This is a genomic window from Paenibacillus sp. PDC88 (assembly GCF_900106725.1).
GTDB lineage: Bacteria > Bacillota > Bacilli > Paenibacillales > Paenibacillaceae > Paenibacillus > Paenibacillus shunpengii.
The window spans coordinates 209936-236172 of record NZ_FNNT01000003.1 but is presented as its reverse complement, the minus strand read 5'-3'; the positions used below and the strand labels follow the sequence as shown (position 1 = coordinate 236172).

General features: G+C 47.7%; 24 protein-coding genes. 22 read left to right on the top strand and 2 right to left on the bottom strand.

Annotation, left to right across the window (positions count from 1 at the left end):
• The first annotated feature begins 79 nt into the window (after positions 1-79).
• The 3 genes from BLW49_RS11615 to BLW49_RS11605 are packed head-to-tail and all read left to right on the top strand — an operon-like array spanning position 80 to position 4276.
• Positions 80-1951: a spore germination protein gene (locus tag BLW49_RS11615; RefSeq protein WP_177178717.1), complete on the top strand. Its 1872-nt coding sequence runs from the start codon at positions 80-82 to the stop codon at positions 1949-1951.
• A complete protein-coding gene (locus tag BLW49_RS11610; protein WP_177178716.1) occupies positions 1914-3167 on the top strand; it encodes a Ger(x)C family spore germination protein in 1254 nt (417 codons plus the stop codon). The genes BLW49_RS11615 and BLW49_RS11610 overlap by 38 nt, the downstream gene beginning before the upstream one ends.
• A 2-nt stretch (positions 3168-3169) precedes the next feature.
• On the top strand, positions 3170-4276 hold the full coding sequence (locus BLW49_RS11605) for a GerAB/ArcD/ProY family transporter (RefSeq protein WP_090724743.1): 1107 nt from the start codon (positions 3170-3172) through the stop codon (positions 4274-4276).
• On the opposite strand, the gene BLW49_RS11600 is transcribed toward BLW49_RS11605, so the two are convergent.
• The gene (locus tag BLW49_RS11600) at positions 4190-4516 is read right to left on the bottom strand and encodes a hypothetical protein (protein WP_090724741.1); all 327 of its coding nucleotides are present in this window, start codon (positions 4514-4516) and stop codon (positions 4190-4192) included. The two genes, BLW49_RS11605 and BLW49_RS11600, sit on opposite strands and share 87 nt — an antisense overlap.
• 194 nt (positions 4517-4710) lie before the next feature.
• Between BLW49_RS11600 and BLW49_RS11595 the strand changes: the two genes are divergently transcribed.
• From BLW49_RS11595 to BLW49_RS11505, 19 genes are all read left to right on the top strand, one after another.
• Positions 4711-5106, top strand: a complete 396-nt coding sequence (locus BLW49_RS11595; protein WP_047912458.1) for a Fur family transcriptional regulator — start codon at positions 4711-4713, stop codon at positions 5104-5106.
• Complete coding sequence (locus BLW49_RS11590; protein WP_076314431.1) at positions 5085-5897, top strand: response regulator transcription factor; 813 nt, start codon at positions 5085-5087, stop codon at positions 5895-5897. The genes BLW49_RS11595 and BLW49_RS11590 overlap by 22 nt, the downstream gene beginning before the upstream one ends.
• 247 nt (positions 5898-6144) lie before the next feature.
• Positions 6145-7608: a catalase gene (locus tag BLW49_RS11585; protein ID WP_076314432.1), complete on the top strand. Its 1464-nt coding sequence runs from the start codon at positions 6145-6147 to the stop codon at positions 7606-7608.
• 173 nt (positions 7609-7781) lie between these two features.
• A complete protein-coding gene (locus BLW49_RS11580; RefSeq protein ID WP_090724740.1) occupies positions 7782-8198 on the top strand; it encodes a BlaI/MecI/CopY family transcriptional regulator in 417 nt (138 codons plus the stop codon).
• Positions 8198-9070: a M56 family metallopeptidase gene (locus BLW49_RS11575; protein ID WP_076314434.1), complete on the top strand. Its 873-nt coding sequence runs from the start codon at positions 8198-8200 to the stop codon at positions 9068-9070. The genes BLW49_RS11580 and BLW49_RS11575 overlap by 1 nt, the downstream gene beginning before the upstream one ends.
• 30 nt (positions 9071-9100) lie before the next feature.
• Complete coding sequence (locus BLW49_RS11570; protein WP_076314435.1) at positions 9101-9514, top strand: DoxX family protein; 414 nt, start codon at positions 9101-9103, stop codon at positions 9512-9514.
• Positions 9515-9701: 187 nt separating this feature from the next.
• Positions 9702-11459, top strand: a complete 1758-nt coding sequence (locus tag BLW49_RS11565) for a spore germination protein (RefSeq protein ID WP_090724739.1) — start codon at positions 9702-9704, stop codon at positions 11457-11459.
• On the top strand, positions 11460-12644 hold the full coding sequence (locus tag BLW49_RS11560; protein WP_090724737.1) for a Ger(x)C family spore germination protein: 1185 nt from the start codon (positions 11460-11462) through the stop codon (positions 12642-12644).
• Positions 12641-12868, top strand: a complete 228-nt coding sequence (locus tag BLW49_RS11555; protein WP_090724736.1) for a hypothetical protein — start codon at positions 12641-12643, stop codon at positions 12866-12868. Before BLW49_RS11560 ends, BLW49_RS11555 begins: the two co-directional genes overlap by 4 nt.
• A gap of 24 nt (positions 12869-12892) precedes the next feature.
• The gene (locus tag BLW49_RS11550) at positions 12893-14233 is read left to right on the top strand and encodes a GerAB/ArcD/ProY family transporter (protein ID WP_090724734.1); all 1341 of its coding nucleotides are present in this window, start codon (positions 12893-12895) and stop codon (positions 14231-14233) included.
• Between the two features lie 103 nt (positions 14234-14336).
• Positions 14337-15158, top strand: a complete 822-nt coding sequence (locus BLW49_RS11545) for a uroporphyrinogen-III synthase (RefSeq protein WP_090724733.1) — start codon at positions 14337-14339, stop codon at positions 15156-15158.
• 236 nt (positions 15159-15394) lie between these two features.
• Positions 15395-16726: a hemolysin family protein gene (locus tag BLW49_RS11540; protein WP_083656024.1), complete on the top strand. Its 1332-nt coding sequence runs from the start codon at positions 15395-15397 to the stop codon at positions 16724-16726.
• 221 nt (positions 16727-16947) lie between these two features.
• On the top strand, positions 16948-17592 hold the full coding sequence (locus BLW49_RS11535) for a ThuA domain-containing protein (protein WP_076314441.1): 645 nt from the start codon (positions 16948-16950) through the stop codon (positions 17590-17592).
• 80 nt (positions 17593-17672) lie between these two features.
• The gene (locus BLW49_RS11530; protein WP_090724731.1) at positions 17673-18074 is read left to right on the top strand and encodes a phasin family protein; all 402 of its coding nucleotides are present in this window, start codon (positions 17673-17675) and stop codon (positions 18072-18074) included.
• Positions 18074-19738 (top strand): ABC1 kinase family protein, encoded by a 1665-nt coding sequence (locus tag BLW49_RS11525; protein WP_090724730.1) that lies wholly within the window; start codon positions 18074-18076, stop codon positions 19736-19738. The genes BLW49_RS11530 and BLW49_RS11525 overlap by 1 nt, the downstream gene beginning before the upstream one ends.
• Before the next feature lie 20 nt (positions 19739-19758).
• On the top strand, positions 19759-21129 hold the full coding sequence (locus BLW49_RS11520) for an aldehyde dehydrogenase (protein WP_090724728.1): 1371 nt from the start codon (positions 19759-19761) through the stop codon (positions 21127-21129).
• 33 nt (positions 21130-21162) lie between these two features.
• Positions 21163-22731 carry a DEAD/DEAH box helicase gene (locus BLW49_RS11515; protein WP_090725075.1) on the top strand — a complete coding sequence of 523 codons (1569 nt, stop codon included), beginning with the start codon at positions 21163-21165 and terminating at the stop codon, positions 22729-22731.
• Between the two features lie 279 nt (positions 22732-23010).
• Positions 23011-23865, top strand: coding sequence for an ABC transporter ATP-binding protein (locus tag BLW49_RS11510; protein ID WP_076314445.1), 855 nt, complete (start codon positions 23011-23013; stop codon positions 23863-23865).
• Between the two features lie 149 nt (positions 23866-24014).
• Positions 24015-24491, top strand: coding sequence for a glutathione peroxidase (locus BLW49_RS11505; RefSeq protein WP_090724727.1), 477 nt, complete (start codon positions 24015-24017; stop codon positions 24489-24491).
• A 141-nt stretch (positions 24492-24632) separates the two neighbouring features.
• On the opposite strand, the gene BLW49_RS11500 is transcribed toward BLW49_RS11505, so the two are convergent.
• Positions 24633-25868, bottom strand: coding sequence for an MFS transporter (locus tag BLW49_RS11500; protein WP_090724725.1), 1236 nt, complete (start codon positions 25866-25868; stop codon positions 24633-24635).
• Positions 25869-26237: the final 369 nt, after the last annotated feature.

Genomic DNA, 26237 nt, shown 5'->3' with positions numbered 1-26237 from the left:
GTTTTATAAATCCATACATAAAGTAAATACTGGATGGTTAGAATCAGTATATACGTTTTTTGGAAGTGAGGGGAGCAGCTTGAAACGTCATCGTCGCAGTGAATACTTAAAAAAGCTCAAGCCAAAATCGTCCAGTGACCAACCTGCACAAGATACGAGCGAGGACCCAGTCCAAAATACGGAGCAAAGTACCGCTCAGTATATAAATAGCGATTACAGCCAAGATCAAGCTCCTGAGTCATCGGATCAGCAGCAGCCGGAAGTGGCTTCTGCAGGAAGTGAATATGCCTCAAACGGCAGTGACCAATCAGACAAGAATTCTGACAGCTCTAATAGCGAGGCTTCTTCTGGATCACCCGTGTCTCAATCTTCACAAGCACCTCAGGCTAAGCTTGATGAGCTCAGCGGGAATCTTCAGCAGATGCTGGATGGTATTCTAATCCAAAATGGGAACAGTAGTGATATTACAATTAGAAAGCTGGAAATAGGAACGAGCCCCAGTATTTCTATTGCTATCGTATACATCAGCAGTTTGGTAAAGGAAGACACAATTAACGACTTTATTATTCGTTCCTTGCTGAATTCTGAATTCAAGCTGGATAAAATCACAGACGGTAAAGACAGCAAGAGCATTCTGAAGGAAGGACTGACGAAGAAAGTATTCAGTCTGGGTACCGTGGAGTACTGCAAAGACTGGGAAGATATGATGGACAAGCTGCTGCTCGGGAACACGCTCGTATTGACCGAGGACAGCACAGATGTGCTTCATATCGTTACAGCCGGCGGAGAATTCCGGGCGATTACAGAATCGCAGACGGAGTCTGTCGTCCGTGGACCCAAGGAAGGGTTCGTTGAAACACTGTCCATTAATGTCTCCCTTCTGCGGAGAAGAATTCATAGTCCGGATTTGCGAGTGACGTATCAAACGATCGGCTATAAGTCCAACACACGTGTGGCCGTTCTTTATATGGACGGGATTGCCGATGAAGATGTCGTGGCCGAGGTCTTTCGGAGACTGGATGAGATTCAAATTGACGGGGTCTTTGACTCGACCAATATAGAAGAGCTTATTCAGGATAAGGCAATAACCCCGTTCCCGACCGTATACAGCACAGAGCGGCCCGACACGACCGCAGTCCGTTTGCTTGAAGGAAGGGTCGTCCTTGTTGTGGATGGGAGCCCATTTGTCCTGATCGTACCTACCGTGTTTATACATTTTTTTCATAGTGCAGCAGATTATTCGGATCGGAACGATATTGCGACACTGCTTCGTCTGCTCAGAATCATCAGCTTTATCATTTTGCTGCTGGGACCGTCCTTATATATCGCTATGACGACCTTCCATTATCAGCTGATTCCAAGTGCACTGTTGTACAGTCTTATAGCACAGCGAGAAGCGATTCCCTTCCCCTCCTTCGTGGAGGCGATTATTCTGGAGACGATATTCGAGCTTCTGAGAGAAGCGGGGGTTCGAATGCCGCGCGTCGTAGGTCAGGCAGCAAATATCGTCGGCGGTCTTGTACTGGGACAAACGGCAGTAGAAGCCGGTATTGTGAGTCCCCTGCTCACGATTGTTATCGCCATTACTGGCATCGCGAGCTTTGCGATTCCAACCTATACCATGGCGATCGCAGGACGTATATTTCGGTTCGGGTTTATCGTACTTGCTGCGACGTTTGGCTTGTACGGCATCATGTTGGGGCTGATCGCGCTGCTCGCTCACATGAATAGTCTGAGATCCTTTGGTGTTCCGTACATGACCCCGTTCAGTCCCTTCGTATTGAAGCAGCAGAAGGACGCGGTTCTCAGACTTCCCGTTTCCTTGATGAAGCAGAGACCAGGCAGCCGGAGCGGTGAGTATAACGTCGTAACCGAGGATGGGCCTGTTACCGCGGATAAAACGGATGATAAGAATGAAAGTGCAAGACAAAACAAACAGAAAGGATCTTGATATGAAGCGGAAGCTGCTGCTTATCACTGTACTTACCTTGGTGTCGATGACTCTCACCAGCTGCTGGGATGCCGTAGAGCTGAAGGATCGCTTGATTCTTTCCGGCTTTGCTATGGACCGAGGTAATGCTGATGGAGTATACGAATTCTCATTCCAGGGTGTTGTATCCAATGAAGTATCTGGTAGCCGGAAAATTGGTTCCACACCCTCATTTGTATTCTCAGATCAGGGAAGAACCTTACAGGAAGTCGTCAGCAAAATGTCTCAGAAGATTCCGAGGCGATCGTCGGGCTCTCATGCGGAAGTCGTGATTATCAGTGAAGATCTGGCCAGGGATGTAGGTATAGGTCGATTTATAGATCTCATCGAGCGAGATCCCGAAACGAGAATAACCATGCAGATTCTCATTGCAAGAGGCTCAAAGGCCAAAGATGTGCTCGCCATTACAAGTCCTGTAAGCCCAATTACAGCCAATAATATTACCGAAAAGGTTAGATTTGCCTCCAAGCAATATTCGCATAACTTCTCCTCCGAGGTGGATGAAACGATCCGGGGTATGATTGTTCCGGGTGGCGGCCCCACAATCAGTGGTGTGGTGGTTAAAGGAGACAAAAGCGCGGGCACAGAAAGAAAAAATACCGAAAGCTCTTATGTGTCTGCTTATACGAAATTAGATGGCATGGCTATGTTCAAGGGAGACAAGCTGGTAGGGTGGATGGAAGGCGATGAGCCGCTGGGTCTTGCGATTATCAAGAACAGAACGAAGAAGTCAATGGCCAATCTGTCCTGTCATATCGATCCCGCGGAAGTTGTCGGAATTGAAGCCTATTTCTATAAGTCCAGTATTAAAGCATCGGTCATCGATGGGGTACCTCATTTTCATATTGATGTGAAGCAGGAAGGTACGATTAATGAGGTGACTTGTCCGCTGAAGCTGGATGAAGGGGAGGTCATTGAGATCTATGAGAAAACCTGGAGTGAGAAGACCAAGGAGATTGTCATGTCAGCTGTAACCGCAGCACAGAAGGCGGGTACGGATGTGCTTGGTTTTGGCTATGTGCTGGAGAAGAACCGCTCTCCTGAATATAAGCAATGGGAAGAAAGTGATGACTGGTCTGAGAAATTTTCGCAAAGTGAAGTGGAAGTCGACGTACAGTCCGTCATTATGAACACATTGACACGTACCAATCCATATAGCAGCGGAGGGGAGGATTAGAGATGAATAGAAACCAGATCAGTACGGGGCAAATGATTTCCTTGATGCTTATGTTTGAAATAGGTGTTGCTGCGGTCATCAATCTAGGCTTTTCGGCAGGCAGGGACGCATGGATGGCCTCGCTGATCGGTATGATCTTTGGGGCTGTATTGTTCTGGTTCTATACCTCTATATCCAGACATTTCCCTACACTTCCCCTGACAGCGATCAGCCGGAAATTACTTGGTAAATATGCGGGTGCTGCGGTGGGTTTAATGTATGTGATCTATTTTATGTACATTGGCTCCCGTAATTTGCGGGAAGGCTCCAATCTCATAAACATCGTTTTGCTGAATAATACACCCCTTGTCGTCATTACTACACTCATGGTTTGTTGTGTGGCATATGTGACCTATTTAGGCTTTGAGGTATTGGCTCGCACAGCTGTATTATTAATGGTTTTTATTTTCTCTATTGTTTTGATTATTAATGTCTTGCTGTTTGCTTCGGGTTCAGTCCATGTTGATTATATCCTCCCCATACTTGCTGATGGGATCGGGCCCCTATGGGAGGCAATTACGACAGATACCCTTATCGTTCCTTTCGGCGAAATGATCCTCTTCTTGATGCTGCTGCCGTATATGCGAAGACCTGAGAAAGGCGGTTATATCGGCGTAATTTCTATTATCATCGGAGGTTTGCTCATCACTCAGACGATGTTTTTAAATGTAGCTTCATTGGGGCTCAATATCGCGAAGGGATCACCATTTCCCGTTCTATCCACAATTAGTACCATTCAGATCTCTGACTTTATCCAGCGGGTAGACATTCTGGTCGTGATGACGATGATTATTACTAATTTCTACAGAGTCGCATTGTATTTCACAGCTGTGCTGATCGGTGCATCAGATATTTTCAATATCCCTTACCGTAAACTGGTCATTCCTGTGGCCTTTATCTTTCTAATATGGTCCTATAGTATGGCGAGAAATTATATTTTTCAAATTGAGTTCGGTGTTCTCGCCTTCTATTATGTTCATCCTTTATTTCTGTTCTTTTTTCCCAGCCTGCTGCTTGTAGCCGCTTGGATTCATAAGCGAAGACAGAGGAGGAGCACCACCATCGCGTAAAGGCTTGTTAATAAGTGTGAATAGTTTAAACAGGCCTTTTCCAATCGGCTTGCCGGTAAAGTATAGAAAGACGACAGACCCTACGAGCATCAGCGTGTTTATTTCCGCCGGGCGGAGAATGTAATTATCAAAGTTAAAGGCAGAGTCAATCGAGCCGTGGCCGAAGAAAAAATCAGTAGCCATATCAAACGCTATGGTAAGCACGGATAAGACAATAAAAGCGCCTGCAGCCTTGAGCATGTATATGCCTCCCTATATAAATTTTTGGTAAAGCAATCTGGGAAAAAGACAAAAGCTATCGTTTGCCGGGTGGTTTTCACCCTATTTTTAGTCCATGCATTGGAATTTATACAGGGATTGACTGCCTATGACTTTAGATTTATACTTAATCTAAAAATAAGTTCTTTTCATATAGAAGGAGATCTGATGATCTTATGGCTAAAACATTAAATTTAACGACTCAGCGTCAAGCTGTTTATGATGTCGTCCGCAAATCACATAATCACCCTACAGCAGCAGAAGTGATGACCATGCTGTCCCAGGAAGGATATAATCTAGCATATGGTACGGTATACAATTCCCTTCGGTATCTGGTGGAGAAAGAGTTGATACAAGAGCTTAAGCTGGGTGAAACCGCCAGCAGATACGATGCCAGAACAGATGACCATCAACATATTATTTGTGAAGTGTGCGGTAAGGTTGACGAAGTGATGACAGATGTACCTGAGAGCTGGACGGAATTGGTAGCACAAGAGACAGGGTATGAAATTGATCATGCACATGTTGTATTTGGAGGTGTATGTCCGGAATGCAAAAGCAAGCAGAAATAGCGAACATTAATCAGTATCCTTATGCTTCGATTCGTATCTCACAGGACAAGGCCGTTCAAATGTTTAATCGAGCCGAGGAGCCTGTGGTGCCGTTCTGTGCAGTAACGAAGCGTATACTGCTCGTAAGTCCCCTGCTGAATCAAGTTCATGATCTGGTGAAGCTGCTGACGGACCGCTGTTTTGACGTGATGATGTTCCACCGGCTTGAGCCAGACTTGTACGGAAGCATTCCCCATGATCTTCTGATCTATGATGTGACGTCATATGATGAGATGGATGCACTGGATCTGCAGCTGAAGCTGAAGAATTCGACCGCCGGGCAGACCTTGTTCTTGGTTAGTGAGAACTTCATTCGAGGGGCAGCTCCGGAGCTGCTTCAGGAAGAGCTGCTTGTATGGCCTGGACGTCCTCATGAGGCACTGTATCATGTTCAGCGGATTATTAGCCGAGGTACATCTGGAAATAACCAAGCAGTGAATCCGAACAGAAGTGATTGCCTGGTCTTCAAGGACCTCAGAGTAGACACAGAACGCATGCTTGTGTATAAGCAGGACAATCAGATTCATCTGACCAAGACCGAATATGATTTGCTGCTTATTCTCATGAACGCGAAGGGTTCTGTCATTTCCCGCGAGGAAATGCTATCAAGAGTATGGGAGACGGACTTTACCGGAGGCAGCAATGTTGTGGATGTCCATATCAAGAGTCTGCGCAAGAAGCTTGGGGATCAAGCGGCGGCACCTAAATATATCATTACTGTAAGAGGAGTCGGCTACCGGCTCGCGGACTAGAAGGAAGTCTTTAAATGACAGTTCATCGACTGCTCATTTAAAGACTTCTTTTTATTTTGGGGAATTCATGAAATTTCCATAATCTTCACAGTTCTTCATCTGATGTAAATAAGGTTCATGTGACGCTCTCAAAAGTTCATTTGTTCCTCATGCAAGCTGATCGGATGCCATGCTACAATCTATACATAAATTTAGATCAGATCTAAATACACATATAAATAGACAAAGATTAGAGAGGTGCAGCAAAATGACAAACCAACGTTTAACGACGAGCTGGGGTGCTCCAGTGGGAGACAACCAAAATTCAATGACTGCAGGCCATCGCGGACCAACTTTGATTCAGGATGTACATTTGCTTGAAAAATTGGCTCATTTCAACCGTGAGCGCATTCCTGAGCGTGTCGTGCATGCCAAGGGCGGCGGCGCATTCGGTACATTTAAAGTGACGAATGATATGTCAGAGTATACAAAAGCAAAATTGTTCAACGGCGTAGGCAAAGAAACAGAGATGTTCATTCGTTTCTCCACTGTAGCCGGTGAGCTTGGTGCAGCTGATACTCAGCGCGATCCGCGCGGATTTGCTGTCAAATTTTATACAGAAGAAGGGAACTACGATCTTGTTGGTAACAACACGCCTGTATTCTTCATCCGTGATGCGATCAAGTTCCCGGATTTCATTCATACACAAAAGAGAGATCCGCGTACACACTTGAAAAATCCGAACTCGGTTTGGGATTTCTGGTCGCTATCTCCTGAAGCTTTGCATCAAGTCACAATTCTGATGTCTGACCGTGGTATCCCTGCAACCTGGAGACATATGCATGGATTCGGAAGCCATACCTTCAAATGGGTGAATGCTGAAGGTCAAGCGGTATGGGTTAAATATCACTTCAAAACGAACCAAGGAATCAAAAACCTGGATAACGCTACAGCAGAGCAAATTGCAGGCGTGAATCCTGATTATCATACAGAAGATTTGTTCAACGCCATTGAGAATGGGGACTTCCCTTCCTGGACGCTGTATGTTCAAATCATGCCGATTGAAGATGCGAATACGTATCGCTATGATGCGTTTGATGTGACCAAAGTTTGGTCTCAAAAAGACTATCCACTGATTGAAGTAGGAACGATGACGCTGAACCGCAATCCAGAGAATTATTTTGCTGAAGTAGAGCAGGCAACCTTCACTCCGGGTTCATTTGTACCTGGTATCGAAGCGTCCCCTGACAAATTGCTTCAAGGACGTCTGTTTGCTTACGGTGACGCACACCGCTACCGTGTTGGTGCGAACCATAACCAGCTGCCGGTGAACAGCCCAAAATGTCCGGTTCATCATCATCAGCGAGACGGCTTCATGGCGACAGGCGATAACGGCGGCCGTTCCATGTACTACGAGCCAAACAGCTTCGGCGGGCCATTCGAGGATCCGAGCGCGAAGCAAACTCCGTTTGAAGTAACAGGCGAAGCAGCACAAGTATCCTATGATAGTAATGATCATTACTCTCAGGCAGGAGATCTCTATCGTCTGTTAAGCGAGGATGAGCGTGCTCGCTTGGTCGCAAATATTGTAGGTTCGATGATGCCGGTAGAATCTGATGAGATCAAACGCCGTCAAATCGAGCATTTCTACAAAGCCGATTCAGAATACGGAACACGTATCGCTGAGGGTCTGGGTCTGTCGGTTGAATTGAAAGTAACAGAAGAAGTTTAATCCAAATATATTTGAATCAATCTCCTATCTATGTGCTAATGGTAGAATGAGATTGATTCCTTGCTAATCATAGCCATGCGGAATTCAATTCCTGCATGGCTATTATTGTTTATCTTCTATGGTTGACAACAGAACATATGACATTACAATGAGTAGTGTGGAAGGGGTGCGCCATGAAGATAAGTCACTTTAAAGTTGGAGAGCAGGGACTGAACCGATTTTTTGGATCGCTGGAAGCAAGGATTATGGAAGTATTGTGGAGTCAGGGACCGCTTAGCATCAAGGAAGTACAAATGAAGCTGGGTGAGGATAAGGTGATGAACTTCAATACGGTGATGACTGTCATGAACCGGCTTGTCGATAAAGGTGTGCTTCTGAAGGAAATGCAGGGAAGAACATCGATATATACTCCTGCCGAGAGCAGAGAAGAGTTCATGAACACAAAGTCCAAGGAGCTTACACAGGAGCTCATGGATCAGTTTGGTTCTATTGCTGTAGCTCATATGCTGGATGCCGTCGAGGAGGCTGACCCGGATCTTATCTCACGGCTGGAGCAAAAGATTGAACAATGGAAGAAGGAGATACAGTGATGTGGTCCTCTCGTTCCCTCGCGTTGTTCTCTGTCGGCATGGGGATCATGGCTGCTATTTTCACACAGATGGGGCTGTACAGTGTCCATATGATCTGGAATGTTCCGATTACATTTAATTTGTTGACCTGGTGTACACACTGGATGAAAGAGCTTGGGCTATGGTCGCTTATTCACTTGTTGAATGTATTGGTATTAAGCACGTTCTTACTCATGCTGCTCTATATCATCAAGCATGCGGTCAGAACAATGAATGTGCATAAGTACATACGGTGGCTTAAGGATGATAATGCGTCCAAGAAGCTGGCTTCACGGTATAAGCATCTTCACCTGGAGCAGCAGCTGATCGTCATATCGGCTGCCGAGCCTGTTGCGCTTGCTTTTGGCATGTTTCGCAGAAGAATTGTGTTATCTACCGGGCTTATGGATATGCTCGATGAGCATGAATTAAACGCAGTACTCTATCATGAGTACTATCATCTGCGTCATTATGACCCGCTCAAGACTTTTTTGCTAACACTCAGTGTATCCATCCTTGGATATGTACCTATACTAAAAAACATATTAGCCAATTATAAGATGGTCAGAGAGATTCTGGCCGATAATTATGCGATCAAGCAGTCAGGCTCTGCCTTGGGAATCGGAGGTGCACTAATCAAGCTGATTAAATCAGGTGCAGCTCGCCGGAATCACCGGATGTTTACTGGAGCCGTTGTTTCACCATTCGCCGCGGATGTCTCCATTAATGACCGAATCTCCAGAATTTTGGAGCCTGACAAGGAGCTGCTGCTTCCTTATTCCAAATGGAATATCGCCATATCTTTTATCGTCATGACGGCCTTATTCTTATTATTTAATTACGCACATTATTAAAATAGCAATTAGAAGGAGGAAGTAAATCAAATGTATAATAACAACAATTATAGTCAGATCCGCAGTATGGAGATTGGTTTGTTGATCACCCGGCTCGTGCTGGGACTCATCTTCATGGCACATGGAGTTGTCAAATTTCAAGGAATGGAAGGGACGGAGAGCTACTTTGTGAGCCTTGGCCTTCCTGGTTTTATGGCAACTTTGGTCGCTCTGGCTGAATTTTTCGGCGGGCTGCTTCTGATCATCGGTCTGTTTACGAGATGGATCAGCGTTATTTTTGTCATCCTTCTGGTTGTAGCGATCTTTACCGCGAAGGCGGGTGCTCCGTTTGTAGGTGGGTATGAGCTCGATATCGCTCTAATTGGGATGGCGTTAACACTCGCGGTAGCAGGCAGCAGATATTTGGCAGTGGACAGCCTGTTTAGAAGACGAAGCCGCAGATAAGCAAAACTTGATATAAAGAAATGAGAGGCTCTGCATTGGCAGAGTCTTTTTTATTAGGATTTTGTATCGTTCCATTTTGGGATGATGCAAAATCCTTTTTTGCATAATTTGGTGCCAATGGTTGCATGCTATCTTTCAGAAAATGGATGGAAGTTAACCTTCGCCGGAACAAGAGAGGTGAGCAGTCATGAGCAGTGAGAAGGAAGAGCTGAAGCAAGGCTCCGAGGATCAGACACCTGACAACCAAGGGCTTGAGAAAAAGCAAGAGTCTGCTGAACAACAGACGGAGGCGTCATCCGGAGAACAAGAGGGGAATCAGCAGTCGAATAAGCAAGATTCAAAAGAATCAGGAGATTCAGACGCAGACGATCAGGAGGACTCGAAGCCATCGGGGGATACCTCATCAAATGAGGATAAAGCGGTTCCCGAGCTTCCACAGTTGAAATTACCGATTGTAAAGGATTTGAAGTCGAACCTTGAGGTCCTTCAAGAGGTGTTCAAGGATTGCTCTGACTTCGTGTTCCGCGAGATCAAGCGTGAAGGATATCCGGACGTATGCCTGTCCTATTTGGAAGGAATTGTAATATCTCTTGAAGTGCAGGATCATATCATACTGCCTCTCGTAAGAGGTGTTGATCTGGCAAATATTCAAGGAGCATCGGAGGATATTGAGCTTGAGAAGGTTCCGATCTCGCTGTCTCATGTGAAGAAGGCCAAGACCTGGCGCGAAGCTGCTGATGGTGTAACCGATGGCTGTGTACTCGTGCTGGTTGAAGAGAATGACGAGGCACTGCTCTTCGATCTGAAGGGCGGGCTTCGTCGTTCCGTGCAAGAGCCCCAGACGGAGGGGGTTGTCAGGGGACCGCGTGAAGGATTTACCGAAATGATTCGAGCGAACACAGGGCTGATCCGCTTCAAGCTGAAGACGCCTATGCTCAAGATGGAGAATTTTACGCTCGGGACGGAAACCAAAACAAGTGTTGTGCTTGCTTATATCAAAGGAATTGCTCGTGATGATCTGATCGATGATGTGCGGCAGCGCATAAAGAAGATCAATATCGATGGAGTGCTTGAATCAGGCTATATCGAGGAATTAATTGAGGATCATCCCTACTCTCCGTTCCCTCAGCTCCATTACACGGAAAGGCCTGATACCGTCGTTGCCAACTTGCTGGAAGGACGATTTTGCATTTTGGTGGATGGGACTCCCTTCGCCTTGCTTGGACCTGTAACGATGTGGCAGATGCTTCAGGCGAGTGAGGATTATTATGAACGATTCTTTATCAGTAACTTCTTACGGTGGATCCGTTTGTTCTTTATGATGGTGGCATTATTTCTTCCTGCCTTATATATTGCGATCACAACCTTTCATCAGGACATGCTGCCGACCACACTCATTATCAGTATAGCGGCTGCCCGTGAAGCGATCCCATTCCCAGCCTTAGTCGAAGCTCTGCTGATGGAAATCTCTTTTGAAGCCTTGCGGGAGGCAGGGGTCCGCTTGCCAAAGGCAGTCGGTCAGGCCGTGAGTATTCTGGGGGCGCTTGTCATTGGGCAGGCAGCCGTAACGGCCGGCATCGTGTCCGCTCCCATGGTGATCATCGTATCCATGACAGGGATTGCCTCCTTTACCATTCCAAGGTTTAACTTTGCTATCACGCTTCGACTGCTGCGGTTTCCGATTATGGTGCTGGCTGGAACCTTGGGTCTATTCGGGATTGTCATTGGAACAGTCCTGATCTCGGCACATCTGACACAGCTCACTTCATTTGGACAGCCCTATCTGCTTGGTGTGAGTCCATACCGTAAAGGAGAAACGAAAGATATTATTATGCGGGTGCCTTGGTGGAAAATGATATTCAAGCCATCATCGACACCCAATCATGAGCGTAAGCGGATGAACGAAGGAATGAATGGGTCTCCCAACTCGGATGAAGGGTGGTAAATGGATCTGATGAACAGAGTATCCAAAACCGTAATAATTCTGATGCTGTGCCTCTTGCTGACAGGCTGCTGGGATCGAAGAGAGATTAACGATATCGCTTTTGTGGTCGGTACAGCACTTGATAAAGAGGAGGAGAAGTATAGAGTTACCCTTCAAATCACCATCCCAGGTATGCTCGCGGGATCAAGTGGCGGGGGTGGAGGTGGAGACAAAAACCCTTGGTTTCTGAAGTCTAGTGTCGGTGAAACCGTAAGAGGTGTGACCTTAAAAGAGCAAACGAGCACATCCCGTAAGCTGTATTTCTCCCATCGCAGGGCACTGCTCTTGGGGGAGGCACTTGCCAGAGAAGGGATTGCCGAGACGCTGGATTCCATCGGACGACTTCCGGAGAACCGGCTGTCTGCTCTGCCTGTCGTAACCGAAGGTCATGCATATGAAGTGCTTGGGGGAGAACCGACCATTGAGCAATATCCCGGTGAAGTGGTGCGTGAGCTTGTCTTCTCTTATCTCAGCAAGCCTTGGACGCTCAAGACCGTAGTCAATCTGATGCTTGAAGACGGAATTGATCCCATTATGCCGCTTGTGGAAACGGTGGATAGTGTGCCGGAGAAGATCGACAAGCCGCATAAAAATATCGGAGTCGGCGGACTCGCGGTATTCCGTGATGATCGATTGACCGGAATTATTAAGAAGCAGGACACGCATGGCATTCTTGTGGCCATGGACCAGGCAAGAACACTGGAGCTTCCGATAACGGTACCCCGTGGAAATGGAAAAGTGTTTTTCTTAATCAGAGCAAATCATACGAGGATCAAGCCGATTGTGAACGGAGAAGGAATTCGATTTCATATGTACACGGGCGGCAGGATGTCCATTACGACGAATGAGTCCAACTTCGATACCAATAATGAGAACAATATTATAGAGCTGGAACAGAAGATGAATGAATACATGAAAGAGAAGCTCACTCACGATCTTAAGCTGCTTCAGAAATATAATTCGGATGCACTCGGCTTGGGTCGAATTATTAAGACAGAAAAGCCGAAGCTGTGGTCTCAAATACGAGATCGCTGGTACGAAATGTATCCGAACATTACTTTCGAGGTAGAGGCTGACTATCGGCTTGAGAATAATGGAGCGGCTACAAGTCCATTTGCAGTGGAAGAGGAGGATATTGAGAAATGAATCTCATGGCCTTGTCGGCAGTCCTTGTGTTTAGTCTGATTATCGTGCTGAAGGATCACAAAAATTTAAAAAATTACAAGCCGATAAATCGCATTTTATCCTACGTATTTATAGGACTCGGCATCGGGATTTGGATCTACACGCTATCGCCGATTCCTGTAATTCATCCGACATATCTAATCTCGCAGTGGATGTATCCCTACATTCCTGTTCCGTCTGAGTAAGAAGAAAGGCAGGTGCATAATTATATGAGTGGAGCAACCAAACAGGTTAAGAAACATGATGCTAGACCATTGACAGAGCGGCAGCTTGTTCTCATGATTATCATGGTTACGCTGCCCATGACCTTGGTTCATTCTCCGTCCGATATTGTGCAATTTGGCCAGCAGCATGCCTACTTGTGCATTATTCTGGTGTATCTTGTACTCCTGATCTGCATCTGGCTGCTGTCCCGAACACAGCGCCGCTTCGGCAGCCAGAATTTGTTCCAGGCGATGATTGGTCGCCGGCCTTTTGTCGGAAGAGTGATTGTGGGGATGTATGTCCTGTACTATTTTTATATTCTGGCAAGAGATGCAAGGCTGCTGACGGAGTATGTGGATACCACGTTACTCCCGCTTACTCCCGTCATGATCATTCTGCTGTGTATCTTTGTCATGTCGGGATTCATTATTCGGGGAGGCATGAAATCAGTCGTCAGCATGACTGAGATTTTTATGCCGATTCTGATTCTCACCATTTTTATGATCCCGCTGTTTGTATCCGGCGCGCTGGACTTTCACTACTTAAAGCCGTTTTTCCCTGTAGATATGGTCGGTGTCGGGAATGGAACATGGTACTTCTTCTCCTACGCAGGAGAAATCATTATATTTCCGTTCATTTTCGGAAAAGAGACCTTTAAGCTGAAATCCGCTGTCAAAGGCTTATCCTTTGCTTTTTTTCTGCTCGTTATAGATATCATTATGATGATTCTGATCATTGGGCTGCCGATTATTCCAAGGATCTCCTATCCATCCCATGAGCTTGTCCGTCAAGTGCAGATTAGTGACTTCCTGGATCGGTTTGACATGTTTCTAGCTGCTGCGATTCTCCCTATACATATGACAAAGGTTGCATTTAACACTTATGTGGTGTGCTACGGAATGGGCTGTTTAAACAAAAACATATCCGGACGCATGATGCAGGGGCCGATTATATTGCTCGGATATGTATGTGCCTTCTGGTTCTTCAAGGATTCCATTCAGCTGTTCAAGTTCGATCGGGAATGGTCAGCGATCGTGCTCTTCTTCACGCTGGTTATGCCGGTGCTTATTTACCTGATCTTCAGGCCATCCAAGAAAAATAAGACGGATGGGGCGACTCAGAACAAGCAGTCTGCACAGAACGAGGAATCCCAGAACGGGCCATCTTCTCAAGAGGGAGAATCTACCGAAACGGAGAAATCCACTCAAAAAGCGCAGTCTGCTCAAGCGGAGAAATCCACTCAAAAAGCGCAGTCTGCTCAGAATGAGTCTTCTCAGCATCGGAGCCCCACCAAAAAAAGTGGAACCTCTCAGAATGGGAACGCAGGCTCGGCAGAAGGTTCCTGACGCAGTAACGAATCCATATAGAAATTGGGGGATTACTTTCTTCTGGGCCAAGCTCCTTATATACTAGATACAATATCTCGTATAGTGGAGAGGAGTTAGGCATATGGCTCAGAATTTGCTAGGTAAAAAAGTAGCGCTGGCAGGTCCTCGAAAGTCAGAGGAAATGTCCATGATCATTGAGAAGCTGGGCGGAACCCCGGTACTGCGGCCGGCGCAAGGCACTGTTTTTCTCGATGACGAACATCTAGAGAGCAGTATAGAGGCTTGGGTGAAGCATCCGCCCGATTGGACTCTGCTGACGACGGGGATGGGGCTTGATGCGATCTTTAGTAAGGCAGAACAGATGGGCGTAGAGGATACTCTTACTGCGGCGCTGTCGCAGTCCCAAATCGCTGCAAGAGGATACAAGACCGTGAATGCGCTGCGCAAAAGAGGGCTAAAGCCGGTAGTAAGAGATGACGATGGAAGCACTTCAGGCCTTATTCGTGAGCTTGGAGCTTATTCACTTGATGGCAGCAGGGTCCTTGTTCAGCTGCATGGCGAATCCGCACCGCGCCTTATGGCATGGCTCTCTGATCAGGGTGTACAGGAGATTACGCAGGTCTTGCCTTACCGGCATGTGCCGCCTGAGGAGAGTGACCTTGCACTATTGTTGTCTGACATCCTGAATCAGCAGATTGATGCGATCACCTTTACCAGTGCACCACAAATCCGTTTTCTGGTGGAATATGCTGAACAGCACGGGAAGCTTGAACAGATGAAGCAGCGGCTTGAACAAGACATCGTGGCAGCGGCTGTAGGCAAGGTGACAGCGCAAGCGATGATCGAAGAAGGGGTTGAACCCAAGGTCGTTCCTGCCGAGGAGCGTATGGGCAGTATGATGGTCGCGCTTGGCAAGTATTTTGCAGAGCAGAAGACAGTATAAGGAAGCAGGCTTTGTCACATGCTATTCCTTAAGACACCTTACCTGATGCATGACGAGGTGAGGTGTTTTCTCTGTGTTTTCGTTTAAAGATTCCGTGTTTGTGTTTAGAAAAGAGTAAGACTTAGAATTAATTTCTCCTATTTAATTAGAAAAATTGTACATATGTTGGCGGATGACCTGATCTATTCGATATAGGCACTGTCCGATTTATTGATATCTCTTGGGAGGTGCAACCCTTGTTATTTGACATCATCGTTATCCTCGTGCTGCTTGTGGTCAATGCCTTTTTTGCCGCATCTGAAATGGCACTAATCTCCATTAATGATAATCGCATTCGGGTTCTGTCCCTGGAAGGAAATAAGCGGGCTCAGAAGCTGGAGAAATTAGTTGAGGAGCCGACAGGCTTCTTGTCCACGATCCAGATCGGGATTACACTGGCGGGATTCCTGAACAGTGCCTTTGCGGCCGATAAATTCGCGTCCTTGCTGGTCAATTACTTGATCTCGATCGGAGTGGACGTTGCTCCTTCTGTTCTGTCTTCGATCTCGGTCATTGTCATTACGCTTATTCTGTCTTACTTCACGCTCGTATTCGGTGAGCTTGTGCCGAAACGTATTGCGATGAAAAAGGCGGAGGCGATCGCCCTTGCCGTCGTTGGGCCGCTCAGCTTGCTGTCAAAGATCGTAGCCCCATTCGTCAAGCTGCTCACTGCATCCACGAATGTAACGGTGCGCTTGTTCGGTATCGATCCGAATTCGGAGGAGGAGGAAGCCTCTGAGGAAGAAATTCGGATGCTGGTGGATACGGGTCTTGAACGAGGTACCATTCAGCAAAGTGAGAAAATGATCATTCACAATATTTTTGATTTTGATAATAAAACGGTATCCGATATGATGACACATCGCACAGACATGGTCTCCATCTCCGTGGATACGCCTTTTGATGATGTGCTGGAAATGGTTCAGTCTGAGCAGTATACACGGTTCCCGGTGTTCGAAGAACGAATTGATAATGTCATCGGAATCCTGCATGTGAAGGATCTGATTATGCAGTTTAATAAGAACAATACGAATCCAAGACAGCTGAAGGATATCATTCGGCCCGCTTACTTCGTCTCAGAAACCAAAAAGGGTGATGATCTGCTTGAAGAGCTTCAGCAGAATCATGTGCACATGGCCATCGTAGTTGATGAATACGGAGGAACTGCCGGTATTATCACAATTGAGGACCTCATCGAAGAAATTGTAGGCTTGATATACGATGAATATGATGAGGATGAATCCATATACGAAGCGATAGATGAGGTAACCTACTCGTTTAACGGAACAGCTCGTCTGGATGAAGTGGCTGATATTGTGAGAGCCAGCCTGCCTGAGGATGAGTATGAGACCCTTAGCGGCTTCATGATTGGGACACTCGGACGGATTCCGACCAAGCAGGAGCGTCCGGAATTTGATTATCGCGGATTTCGTTATAAGGTCGAGGAAGTGGGCAAGCAGCGCATCCGCAAAATTCTTGTCAAGAAGCTTCCCGATGGTGATGTGGAGAATGAACTCGTAGAAGCTTGAAGGGTGAATTCATAGTGATTAGAGGAATAAAGGCTTGCTTCGCGAACTTAGATACGAACCGGCTCAGGCAGTAAGCCCGGCCTGGTTCGTATTTTTATGTGATTATTCAGTGACAGCCGGCTTGATTCTAGGAGATAGAATGTGTGGATTTAGCTCATCGATTGAGGCTATACTAGGCTCTATGAGCTAAACGGCTAAGAAAGAGCAAGGAGGAAAGAAGGATGGAACGAAAGAAAGCATTGCTGTTAGGAGATTACACACATCCGATGTATCATCCATTGCAAGGTGTGGATGAGGAGATCAGCCATATTTTGCAGGATGTGATGACGGTTCAGTGCAGCGAGAATCGAAACTTGCTGCTTGCTGAGCACTTATCCGGCTACGATCTGCTCATTTCCTATGTGGATGATTGGAAGGGAGCCATTGCGCCCCAGCAAACAGCGGGTCTGCTCAGCTATGTAAGCGGAGGAGGAGCGCTGCTGGTGCTGCATAATGGGATCTCGATGCACAATCGGTATGAGATCGCTCAGCTGCTCGGGGGAAGATTTACAGGACACCCGGCACCACGGAAGCTTGAATTTAAAGTGGCCGCGGAGGGTCACGCCATCGTTGAGGGGGTAAATCATTTTACAATGGAGGAAGAACCGTACCGATTCGAATTCGATTCATTTTCGGAGAAGACGGTCTTGCTGGAATATACAGATGGTGAAGGCACGTGGCCTTGTGCCTGGGCCCACTCTTACGGAATGGGGAGAGTCGTATACCTTATGCCGGGACATGATGTTCCTTCCTTCTCCGCGGAGCCCTTCCGCAAGCTGATCGTTCAGTCTGCAATGTGGGCGACGCGTACAAAGATGAGAGTATAAGACGGCAAAAGCAGATATAATAGAATTAATTTCATAATAAATTGATTCAATAAAGGAAAATAAAGGAGGCCATCGTAATCATGAGCGACTTGTTCAAGAAGGCAGTATCCCTTGGCGTAGGATTTACTCTTTACAGTAAGGAAAAGATTGAAGGTGCTGTAAATGAGCTTGTTAAACGCGGAGAGCTTGCTCCGTCTCAATCCAAGGCAGTTATTGATAAGCTGATGGAACGTGGAGCCGAGGAATCGGCCGGGATCAAGAAGGCGATTACGGATCAGGTGGAGAAGGTGCTTGTAGACCTTGGTGTGCCGACAAGAGCAGATGTGGCGAGATTGGAGAAGCGTATCGCTGAGCTAGAAGCTCGGGCTGCACAGCAGAAGCCCGCAGCAGATCCGGAATTGCCGAATAAGCCTCTGCCGGAAACGCCGGTGCTTGATGAAACAACGCCTGATATGCAGCCTCCTACCAAAGAGATTGAATAATGGCTGTTCGTGTACAAAATGCAGGACGGTACAGAGATATTGCCATGGCGCTGATGCGTCATGGCTTCGGCTATATGGTGGAGGAAATGGGCTTCTTTCAAGCGTTATCACTGCCTAGACGGTGGATTATGCGGGAGGGTATTCCTGAATCCAAATCGCTGGGCGAACGAATACGGCATGTGCTGGAGGATCTGGGTCCTACCTTTGTGAAGCTGGGCCAGCTTGCAAGTACCCGCTCGGATCTGCTTCCTGCGGGTATCGTACAGGAGCTGACCAAATTACAGGATCAGGTTCCTGCCTTCTCGTCTGAAACGGCAAAGGGCATTCTGGAGCAGGAGCTGGGAGTACCGCTCGAGCAGGTGCTCAGCCATTTTGATGATACGCCACTGGCAGCCGCCAGCATAGGACAAGTCCATATTGGCAAGCTGGTGACGGGAGAGAAGGTAGCCATCAAGATACAGAGACCGGGCATTGCTCCGATTATTAGACGAGACCTTGATATACTCAGAGACTTTGTGGCACTTGCTGAGCGCAGGTGGGAGTGGGTGATTAGGTATCAGCTTCGGGAGATGGTGGAAGAATTCGCGGATTCTCTGCTCGCCGAGCTTGATTACAGCCATGAAGGAAGAAATACAGAGAAAGTTGGGCAACAATTTATCGATCATCCGCAAATACATATCCCGAAAATATATTGGGACTACACGAGTGCCAAAGTGCTGACGATGGAATACATGGATGGAATTATGCTGAATCAGCGAGAACTGCTGCTTAGCCGGGGGTATGAGCTGAAAGGGATCGCCCAGAAGCTGGTTGACTCCATGCTGAACCAGATCTTTATTGAGGGCTTCTTCCATGCTGATCCCCATCCCGGAAATCTCATGGTTATGAAGGATGAGACGCTGGCCTATCTCGATTTTGGCATGGTGGGGCGTCTGCATGGGGATATGAAGGAGCACCTGGCATCGCTGATTATCGCATTGATGCGTAAGAACACAGACAGCATGGTTCGAGCTATTGATAAGCTTGGCATGATTCCTGAAGGAATCAATATGAGCGTACTGCACGGTGATCTAGACCGGCTGCGGGATGAATACTATGACATTCCATTCTCCAGAATCAGCATAGGCAAGGCACTGAGCGATCTGTTTGGTGTGGCGCAGCGTCATCAAATCACACTTCCCCCGGACATTATCCTGCTGGGCAAGGCACTGGTCACTTTGGAAGGGGTTATTGAGCACCTGGACCCGAGCATCAGCATTATTGATATGGCCGAGCCCTTCGGTCGCAAGCTGGTACGTGAGAAGTTCAATACAAGACGCCTTCGCGGCAAAGTGTTCAGCGGTGTGAGCGACCTTGTGGAATCCATCATTGAGTTGCCAGGGCAAGCCCGGCTTCTGACCTCGATTATTAGCAAAGGGAAATTAAAACTCGAGGTGAGCGTCCCAGAGGTTGAGCAGGTGATGAAGAAGCTTGATCAGATCAGCAATCGGCTGTCCTTCAGCATTGTACTGCTTGCGTTCAGTATATTGATGGTTGGGCTTATCGTCGGGGCTGCCTTAAGTGAACAGAAGTGGAATATTCCAATTGTTGAGATTGGGCTTGCGGTAGCGGGTCTTATGGTGGTGTGGTTCATTATCCATATTATTCGTTCAGGTAGATTTTAAAGTAAGGGTGGTTGTCACAAATGAACGGAATTCATGAAATTGTACAGAGACAAAAAGACTATTACAGCAGCGGTGCGACGCGCAGACTGGAATTCAGGCTGGAGCAGCTAAGACTGCTGAGAGAAGGTATCGTACGGCGCAAGCCCGAGATTCTGGAGGCCGTTAGAATCGATCTAAACAAGAGCGAACAGGAAGCGATCATGACCGAATATGGCATCTTGCTGGAGGAGATCGATTTTATTAAGAAAAGGCTGAAGGGATGGATGAAACGGAAGAGAGTGAAGACAAGCCTGAAGACGCACATTGGAAGCAAAGGATATATTGTGGCCGAGCCATACGGCACAGCTCTCATTATCGCTCCGTGGAATTATCCCTTCCAATTGGCCTTGTCTCCGCTGCTAGGAGCTATTGCTGCCGGTAACACAGCGGTCATCAAGCCGTCAGAGCTGACGCCGCATGTCTCTGCTGTCCTTAACTCCTTGATCGGAGAGCTGTATGACCCCGCTTATATTACAGTGGTTGAAGGCGCGGTGGAGACCAGTCAGGAGCTGCTGCATCAGTCTTTTGACAAGATCTTCTTCACCGGTAGTGTCGCGGTGGGCAAGGTCGTCATGAAGGCTGCAGCCGAGCAGCTGACTCCGCTTACGCTGGAGCTGGGCGGCAAGAGCCCCTGCATCATTCATCAGGACGCCCATGTGAAGCTCGCGGCCAAGCGGGTTGCCTTCGGCAAGGTCACGAATGCGGGACAGACCTGTATAGCTCCCGATTATCTGCTTGTGCATGAGGGTGTCAGGGATGCCTTTGTAGAGGAGTATGCGAAGGCGATCAAGTCTTTTTATGGCAAAGAACCAGTGGAGCATCCGGATTACGGAAGAATCGTATCTCCCAAGCATTTTGAGCGGCTGCAAGCATTTCTACAGACAGGCTCTATTGTGCTGGGCGGCGAAGTGCGCGAGGAATCCCTGAAGATTGCACCTACCATCCTGGAGGAGATCAGCTGGGAGGACCCGGTCATGCAGGAGGAGATCTTCGGACCGATTCTTCCTATGATGACCTATCAGCATCTCGATGAGGTGGTGCATATGGTCAATGCGCGCCCTAAACCGCTCGCCTTGTATCTATTTACGGAGAATAAAATGGTGCAGGAGCGCATTATTGAACAAATTTCTTTTGGTGGAGGCTGTATTAATGATACACTGATGCATGTTGCCACACCGCATCTTCCTTTTGGCGGAGTCGGAGAGAGCGGGATGGGAAGCTATCATGGAGAATCGAGCTTTGCTGCTTTTTCTCACATGAAGAGTGTGCTTAAGCAGACCAATAAATTTGATATCAAGATGAAATATCCGTCAAAAAACAATTTGAAAATCATACGCAAAGTGATGAAATAAGTCTTTTTAGCGAATGGATATTATGAGGTGACTATTTTGAGTTTTGAACAATTAGGTATTAAGCCGGAATGGAGCGAGGTTCTGCGTCAGCAGGGAATCGCCACTCCAACACCGGTGCAGGAGAAGTCCATTCCGCTTGCCCTTGCGGGTTCAGATGTGATTGCAGAGGCACAGACAGGAACAGGCAAGACGTTTGCATTTATGCTGCCTATTCTGCAGCGTATCCATGCGGAGGATCGATCCCCACAGGCTCTCATTATTGCACCGACCCGAGAGCTGGCGCTGCAGATTACGACCGAAGCGAAGAAGCTGACGGAAGCGAACGAAGCCATCCGAGTGCTTGCTGTATATGGCGGTCAGGACGTGGAGAAGCAGCTGCATAAGCTGAAGGGCGGAGCCCAAATTATTATCGGTACGCCAGGAAGACTCATTGATCATCTGGGCAGAGGAACGCTTGCGCTGGACAAAGTGAAGATTCTCGTTCTAGATGAGGCCGATCAAATGCTCCACATGGGATTCTTGAACGAGGTGGAGACGCTGATTAAGGCATTGCCCTACAAGCGTCAAACGATGCTCTTCTCTGCAACCATGCCGACGGGCATCCGCAGACTGGGCCGCACCTACATGAAGGAGCCGATTGATGTTAAAGTCAAATCCGACTCTGTGATTCCTATTAAGCAGATTCGTCAGCTGGTCGTAGAATGTACGGATCGTACGAAGCAGGAAGCGCTCATTGGTGCGATTGAGCAGTATCGTCCATACCTGGGCATCATCTTCTGCCGTACCAAGCGCCGTGCGTCTGCGCTGAATTCAGCGCTTCAGGACTTGGGGTATGCGAGCGATGAGCTTCATGGCGATCTCTCCCAAGCGAAGCGCGAGACGGTGATGAAGGCGTTCCGAAATGCCAAGCTGCAACTGCTTGTCGCTACGGATGTCGCTGCTAGAGGGCTGGATGTGGAAGGCGTAACTCATGTGTTTAACTATGACATTCCACATGACCCGGAGAGCTACATTCACCGGATCGGCAGAACAGGGCGAGCAGGCGGCAAGGGACTAGCGCTTACCTTTGCCGCACCGAAGGACAAGCCGGAGCTCGCACGTATTGAGCAGGGCACAGATCAGCGTCTGGACCGCATTGGCTGGCAGAGCGGCTATGCCGGCGAGCCGGGCTCGCTCCAGAAGTTCAGCGGCGGAGGAAGCACAATCGATACACGCAAAGTGCGTTCGGATGCGAAGCGTGACGGTGGCCGCTCCGGCGGACAGGGCAGCGCACGTAAGTCAAGAGACGATAGAGGAGATCGCGCTCGCAAGGGCACAGGCGGGCGTTCAGGCGAACGCCCGGACAATGCGCGCGGATCACGCAGTGATGGCGGAGCCGGCGGTCGTGGAGGTCAAAAGCGAGCGGATAAGGATCGACCATGGCGTGCAGACAGCAAGCCGAGCTCTGGCCGAGGCAGTGGCAGCAGAGATGGGCGAGGCGGTCCGTCCTCATCGGGACGTTCCGGCAAGCAGACCGGAGGCCGTTCGGGTCCAAGCTCTAGCCAAGGAGGCTCTGCTGCAGGGCGTGACAGCCGCAGGGGCGGAGGACGCCGAGGCAGGTAACGCTTTGTTAAATGAAATAACCATATAATGTGACACACCTTCTAATTCCAGGCCTAAGATGAACTCTTTAGCTTACACTAGAAGGTGTGTTTTTTGTGTGAGCATCGATCACAGTACTTGACAAATGATAATGATTATCAGTATCTTTAAATAGAGTTCTAATTTATACGTTGATTTAACATTGATTACTCATCTGATCTTCATACGAATTTCATTTCATTTACATACATCCAAGATTTACGCTTCTGATGACCAACCATTCTAAGGAGATGATCGCTCATGTTTCGTTTAGAAACGACCGGACTGTCTATAGCCTACGAGGATAGACTTATTGTTGAGGATTTGAATATCCAAATACCACAGGGGAAAATAACAGCCCTAGTTGGAGCCAATGGATCGGGGAAATCGACAATTCTCAAAACGATGGCACGTTTAATGCAGCCGAAGGCGGGTCAAGTATTATTGGACGGCAAATCCATCCATAAGCAGTCAACACGTGAAGTGGCGAAGCAGCTGGCTATCTTGCCGCAGAATCCTACAGCTCCGGAAGGTCTGACGGTAACTGAGCTCGTATCCTATGGTCGTTTTCCCTATCAGAAGGGCTTCGGTTCACTCAAGGAAGAAGACAAGAAGATGGTCGAGTGGGCCATTGAAGCGACAGGCTTGAATGAATTTCATGATCGTCCCATTGACCAGCTGTCCGGTGGTCAGCGCCAGCGTGCATGGATTGCGATGGCACTTGCTCAGGATACCGACATTTTGTTCCTGGATGAGCCGACAACCTTCCTTGACATGGCGCATCAGCTGGAGGTGCTTCAGCTGCTAGAGGAGCTTAATATCAGTTCACAGCGTACAATTGTCATGGTTGTGCATGATCTTAACCATGCTACTCGTTATGCCCATCATATGATCGCAATTAAACAGGGTAAGGCAGCGGCGATCGGATCTCCGCAGGAGGTCATGACGTCAGATGTCATGCGTGAAGTGTTCGGGATAGAGGCGGATATTATTACTGATCCGCGTACAGGCGTTCCGCTCTGCCTGCCGTATGCACTTGCAGGTAAAGACAATGCGGGTCTTGTGGGCGCAACGAATTCGATTCATACACAGATTCGTCAAGTGGCGGGTGTGTAAGGCACCAGGCATCGTGACTTGAGGGTTAAACCATTCATTAAGGCTTCCTTGCGGGAAGCCTTTTTTGTTTCACGTCTGGATTTGGTATGATTAGAGCTGTAAGACGAACGGGTAATTATTAGATGAGATTAAGAAGGAGGCACAAGAACATGTCAGTATATGGTTACACTGCAGTGACAACGGCCAATCAGGAGGTCCCTCTTGATATGTACACTGGGAAAGTGCTGGTTATTGCGAATACAGCGAGCAAATGCGGGCTGACACCGCAATATGGCGAGCTGCAGAAGTTGTATGACCGCTACAAGGATCAGGGACTTGTTGTATTAGCATTTCCTTGCAATCAGTTTGGCGGGCAGGAGCCGGGAACGAGCGGAGAAGCTGAAGAGTTCTGTCAGATCAATTACGGTGTGAATTTTCCGGTCTTTGCCAAAGTAGAGGTGAACGGAGAGAACACCCATCCCTTGTTCCAGTACCTCAAAGAGCAGGAGCCTGGTGCTGGCGAGACCAGTGACATCCAGTGGAATTTCACGAAGTTTGTTATTGATCGGGATGGACAGGTGATTCAGCGCTTTGAGCCCAAGCAATCTCCAGAAGAAATGACCGAGCTCATCGAGAAGCTGTTGTAGGTAGATTTTATATTATTATGAAAAAAACGAAGCTTGTCACCCATTAATGGAATCAAAAGATTCTATGGGATGACAAGCTTTTTATATTGAGATCATGCTTTCCATATATCGTGCTGAATTGAAACGGCTGATTTGTAAATGCTAATACCGATCCACCTGTTTAAGTACAGGTGAAGAAGATTTGGTAAAGGCATAATTGCTGCTTCGCCTGCTGCGAATGATCATCCAGGCAGCGATAAGAAGCACGAGTCCATTAAGGACGAAGATCCAGCGGATCGGCATCAGGCTGCCAAGCAGACCGCCGATAATTGGCCCTGCCATGGTCGCGAGCTGCGAAGCCGATTGGTTGAGGCTGAAGGCCCTGCCTCTAAATGCGGAATCCGTCGTTTCCACGATGAGTGCATTAATGGTTGGATATACAGCAGCAAAAAACAATCCGTATCCGAACCGAAGCAGGCCGAAGCCAATATAATCGCTTACAAGAACCTGAAGCATGTTGCCAAGTCCGCCGCCGACAAGTCCAATAATGAGAATTTTGGAGTAGCCGATTCGCTGTCCAATCTTGGCCCACCTTGGAGCCATGATGATGGTCGCGATGCCGACGGAAGAGAAAATAATTCCAGAGGTCAGGGAGGCTTCATCAACCGATACACCCATCTCCATGACGTATACGGTAAGAAGCGGCTCCAGAATCATGACAGAAAAAGTCGTCACGGCCATAATGGCGAGCAGTGCCATGAATGGTTTATTGGCAGATGCCTGCTTAATATCATCCCGTACTCTTGAACGGGCGGCAGAACGATTAAAATTATGCTCTTTGACAAAGAAGGTAGCAATGAGTGCGGACACCAGCACAATCAGGGCAGAGAACAGAAAAGCATTGCGGTTACCGTAGTAATGGCTGACAACTCCGCCGATCAAGGGACCGATGATGCTGCCGGTAGCTCCTGCGGTCGACATGATCCCGAGAGCATATCCGGTTTTGGCCTCCGGCGTGTTCGTGGCTACGAGCGCAATGGAAGCAGGCACGAAGCCCGCTAGCAGCCCCTGAAAGATGCGGACGGCAATAAAGACATAAGGATCGTGCACAAAGTAGCTGATTAAATACAGGAAGGCAAGCGCAAATCCTGAGCGAATGAGCATCGGTTTTCGCCCGTATTTGTCAGCAAGAGAGCCCCAGAAAGGGGATATCAGTGCACTGGCGAGAAAAGTAATCCCAAAAGCAACCCCGGCCCACAGCTCGATATAGTCTTCTCCGACATCCAGCTCGGTATTCATAAATATGGGCAAGAAGGGGATGGAGATGGAATAAGCTGTGCTGCAAAAAAAGACACCGACCCATAGCACAAACAAATTCCGTTTCCAAGAGAACTTCATAATGTGCAGCTCCTTTCCTAATAAAATAAACCGTATTTCGCGGCTGATCCGCTAACAGGTCTCATTCTACTCCTAAAATATGGAACCGCCAATGGCAGCAGGGAGTCCAGCTGTCTTTCGGGGAACGAAGGAGAACGGTCCAAATGTATCAAATCCCTTTCTAATCAAGGCTTTCTGAGTTCATTTGTTTTCTTTAGCGGCCTTATAAACAAAATTTTTTGTAAAAAGTTAAACTTGGCTTGAATTGTGAAATGTGTCACATTATAATAAAGACATAGACATAGTGAAATAAATCACATTCAACAAAGATAGGATGCTACAGGGCAGTTTTTCGATGGATGGTTATTAGCTTAGCTTAACGAAATAAAG